The sequence below is a fragment of the Roseibacillus ishigakijimensis genome, from assembly GCF_016595415.1.
GTDB lineage: Bacteria > Verrucomicrobiota > Verrucomicrobiia > Verrucomicrobiales > Akkermansiaceae > Roseibacillus > Roseibacillus ishigakijimensis.
Genome location: NZ_JAENIO010000080.1, coordinates 1 through 2,998 on the forward strand (window position 1 = coordinate 1; position 2,998 = coordinate 2,998).

Consider the following 2,998-nt stretch of genomic DNA (forward strand, 5'->3'; position numbering starts at 1 on the left):
CTCGGTGAAGAGGGGGCGGCGCTTTTTGGGGTAGGAAGTGGTGAAAACCGATCAGAGTTTTTTCCTGATTGCGCGTTGTCGTGCTTTCCTTGGGGCGAAAGGTGGTTGAGCCCGCCCCCTCTTCTGCTACGGCTTCACGTCTCCCTGTGGCCTCGCTTCACCACTTCGGAGGGTCGCCCGCCTCTGCTTCCTTCCGGGGCTTTCTTTTCGATGGTGATTCGTTCGGGGTAGCAGCGGGCGAGCTTTTCCACTTCCTCCCGAGAGAATCCGTTGCTCTTGGTCAGGTCGCGCATCGTTCGTTTCCCTCGGTGGTCATCAAGGACGGAGAGAAGACGATGAAGGCGCTTGCGGTCGCGATTGCTGCGCTCGGGGGCGAGGATGGCAAGCTGTTCTTCGGCGAACCATCCCACGATACGGACGGCGCGGCGGGCGGTGTCGGTCTCAAGGGCCTTCTTGCCCGCCTCCCGGCCATACTTGGCGGCGTGAAGGACAAGGGCGAGTCGCCAAGCGTTCTCTCCCCAGCGTCTCACAAAGGGGCCCACGTCTGCCAAGTCACCTCCCTTGTTCGTTCGCTCGGAGCTTTCGTTGTTGAAACGAACGAGGGCGCGGCGGGCTTCGGGCTCGGTGTCGATGGTGACGGGCTTTTCTCCATTGGCGCGGTAGCATTCCAGCAGGTCGGAGGTCAGCTCTTCCCAAGCGTGGAGAGTCCTGGCCTCGGGCTCGTGGGGCTCCTCGGGCTCGGGCATGGCTTGGGCTTTGGTGTCACAGAAGAGAAAGCGCGGCATCAATCCGCTTTCGGTCATGGCTTCGCTTTCAGTGAGCCTTTGCGCTTTGTCCGGTTGAATCAGCCACAAGACCGCAAGGGTGGGGGTGGTGAGATAGACGGGCGGGCGGTTGACTCGGGACACTTTGACGCTTTCGCGGGAATAGGCGGACAGGTAGAGGTCTTCATCCGACTCTTGGCCTTTGCCATATTTCCCCATGAGAACGTCAATCACGCCTCGGGATTCTGGCGAAAGACTAGCGAGGGCTTGGCCCGGTTGCCCCTCAAGGGTGATGGCGAGCTTTTCCTTGGTGATGTCTGCCACGGAAAAGCCCGGTTCAATGACCCGTTGCCGCTCCAGTTCGTCTTTGCGCTTTTCCAGTTCGTGAAGCTCTCGCCCGATTGCTTCCCGGTTGGCTCCGTCTTTCTCAAGGGCCTTCTCCTGTCGCTTGATGTCCTTTTCAATGAAGCGAAGATCGCGATTGATTCCCGGTAAGACTTCATCGGTCCAGTGGCGAATCTCTTCCCCTTCCATGCGGGCAAAGGCGCGGCCTGCCATCGCATAGGCGCGGCCCTTTCCGGTCCCGCTCTCGGCAATCCCCAGAAGGTAGAGATTGGCGGAAGTCGTTCGCTCGCTTCCTGACTTCACCAGCAAGCCCGCTCCTATCGAAGCGGAGAGAAAGCCCAAGACATTGATCGCGGCCAAGGACTCGGGAACAAGAGCAGTCTTGCCAATCTCTGCGGCCATGTCGCGGGCTATCGGAGGAAGGGCCTCAAGGGGAAAGGCGGGCGATTCGTTTTCCTCCTCGGGGGCAGGGACAAAACCCCCATTACCGTCAAAACTCCCATTTGCCTGCTCGGGTGGGTAGGTTTTGGGGGTTTTGGGAGTTTTGTCTTGGGGGGCTAGTGGAAATTCAAATGCTCTGCTCATGGCAAGACTCCTTTCCATGCTTCCCGGCTTGCTTCGTCGGCAAGGAGAAGGTCGTTCAAGTCGGTGACGGGCTGGCCATCCTTCCGGGTCAGGCCATCGAACCGGAAGCCATCCACCTTGCACCCTACGCCCGCCAACTGCGCGGCCCATCCTGCGGCGGCTTCCATGCCGTCCGTGTGGGGATAGATGCGGACTCTGCGGCCTGCCATCACGTCGAGGGCTTCGGAGGTGATACGGTTGGACTTTCCAAGCATGGCCACGGGTTGAAGTCCCTTTTTGCTGAGGTCTCGGCCCATGAAGTCGAGCGCGGCCAAGTAATCCGGCCCGCCTTCCACAAGAAGAATCGTGGTATCGTGACGGAACTTGGCCACGGTTTCGCCCTCTAGCTCCATCGTTCCCATTGTCAGACCAAGGGGCCAATCCTTCCGGCTTCCGGCCAAGGTGTGCGCTTTGCGCTCGGGAAGTCGTTTGAAGGCATCGAAGGGCTTCCCATCGAGGCGGCGGGCTTCCGCAACCAATCCGCTGTCATCGAGGAGAATCCAAGACCGCTTGCCGCATACCTGACCAAAGCGGAGAACTCCGATCTGAATGGCGGGCTTGATGGCATGGCGGGCAAGGCCACGGACTCGGGCAAGGGCGGCGAGGTCCTCGGGTCTCCCTTCGTCCAGCTCGGGAAGTTTCAACTCCTTGCGGGGCTTCTCGGGGGACGGTCGGCGCGGTGGCAAGGGGAGAGGGCGGGCAGGGTAGTCGCCTTGGCAACGAATCCCGGCCCTTTCCTCGCACCATCTCACCGCTTCCTTGAAGGAAACGCCAAGGGCGAGCCTTGCGAATGAAATCACGTCTCCGCTTTCGTCGGTGGAGAAGTCCTTGAAAGCCCGCCCGTCATCATAGACGGAAAAGCTCGGCTTGCGGTCATCACGCCAAGGGCATCGGCAAGACTTGGCGGGCTGGTCCTCATAACCCAGATCGCGCCATGCGTCCGGGATGCGGTAGCGTTCTTTCAGTTCGGCCCTGCGGGCGGTGTAATCGGTGGTGGCATTCATGCCTGGCCTCCTTCCCGGTTCGCGCTTTCGATGAAGTCGGCAAGCTCGGCTTCGGTGCTCGGGGCGGAAGGATTGCCAGTCAGAGCAAGTTCCCGCTCGGGGCGGTCATCGAGGGCGCGGCATCGGCATTGTCCACACTGGCCAGAGCACTCTTTCCTTGAGGATCCTTGGCTTTTGTGAGACTCTTCCCTTGTCGCCCGCAAACGACTTTTGAGAATCCCTTGGCCCTCGGGTCGAGGGTTTTCTTTTGGGCTCATTGTG

2 protein-coding genes are annotated in these 2,998 nt (G+C 60.3%); both read right to left on the bottom strand.

Annotation, left to right across the window (positions count from 1 at the left end):
* Window positions 1-134: 134 nt before the first annotated feature.
* Window positions 135-1,511, bottom strand: coding sequence for a DUF3987 domain-containing protein (locus tag JIN78_RS16565; protein ID WP_200393111.1), 1,377 nt, complete (start codon window positions 1,509-1,511; stop codon window positions 135-137).
* A gap of 179 nt (window positions 1,512-1,690) precedes the next feature.
* Window positions 1,691-2,737 (bottom strand): CHC2 zinc finger domain-containing protein, encoded by a 1,047-nt coding sequence (locus JIN78_RS16570; protein WP_200393112.1) that lies wholly within the window; start codon window positions 2,735-2,737, stop codon window positions 1,691-1,693.
* Window positions 2,738-2,998: the final 261 nt, after the last annotated feature.

Excerpts from the sequence above, each read along its gene's own strand:
- JIN78_RS16565 (WP_200393111.1), bottom strand. The coding sequence starts at position 1,511 with ATGGCCGCAGAGATTGGCAAGACTGCTCTTGTTCCCGAGTCCTTGGCC.
- JIN78_RS16570 (WP_200393112.1), bottom strand. The coding sequence starts at position 2,737 with ATGAATGCCACCACCGATTACACCGCCCGCAGGGCCGAACTGAAAGAA.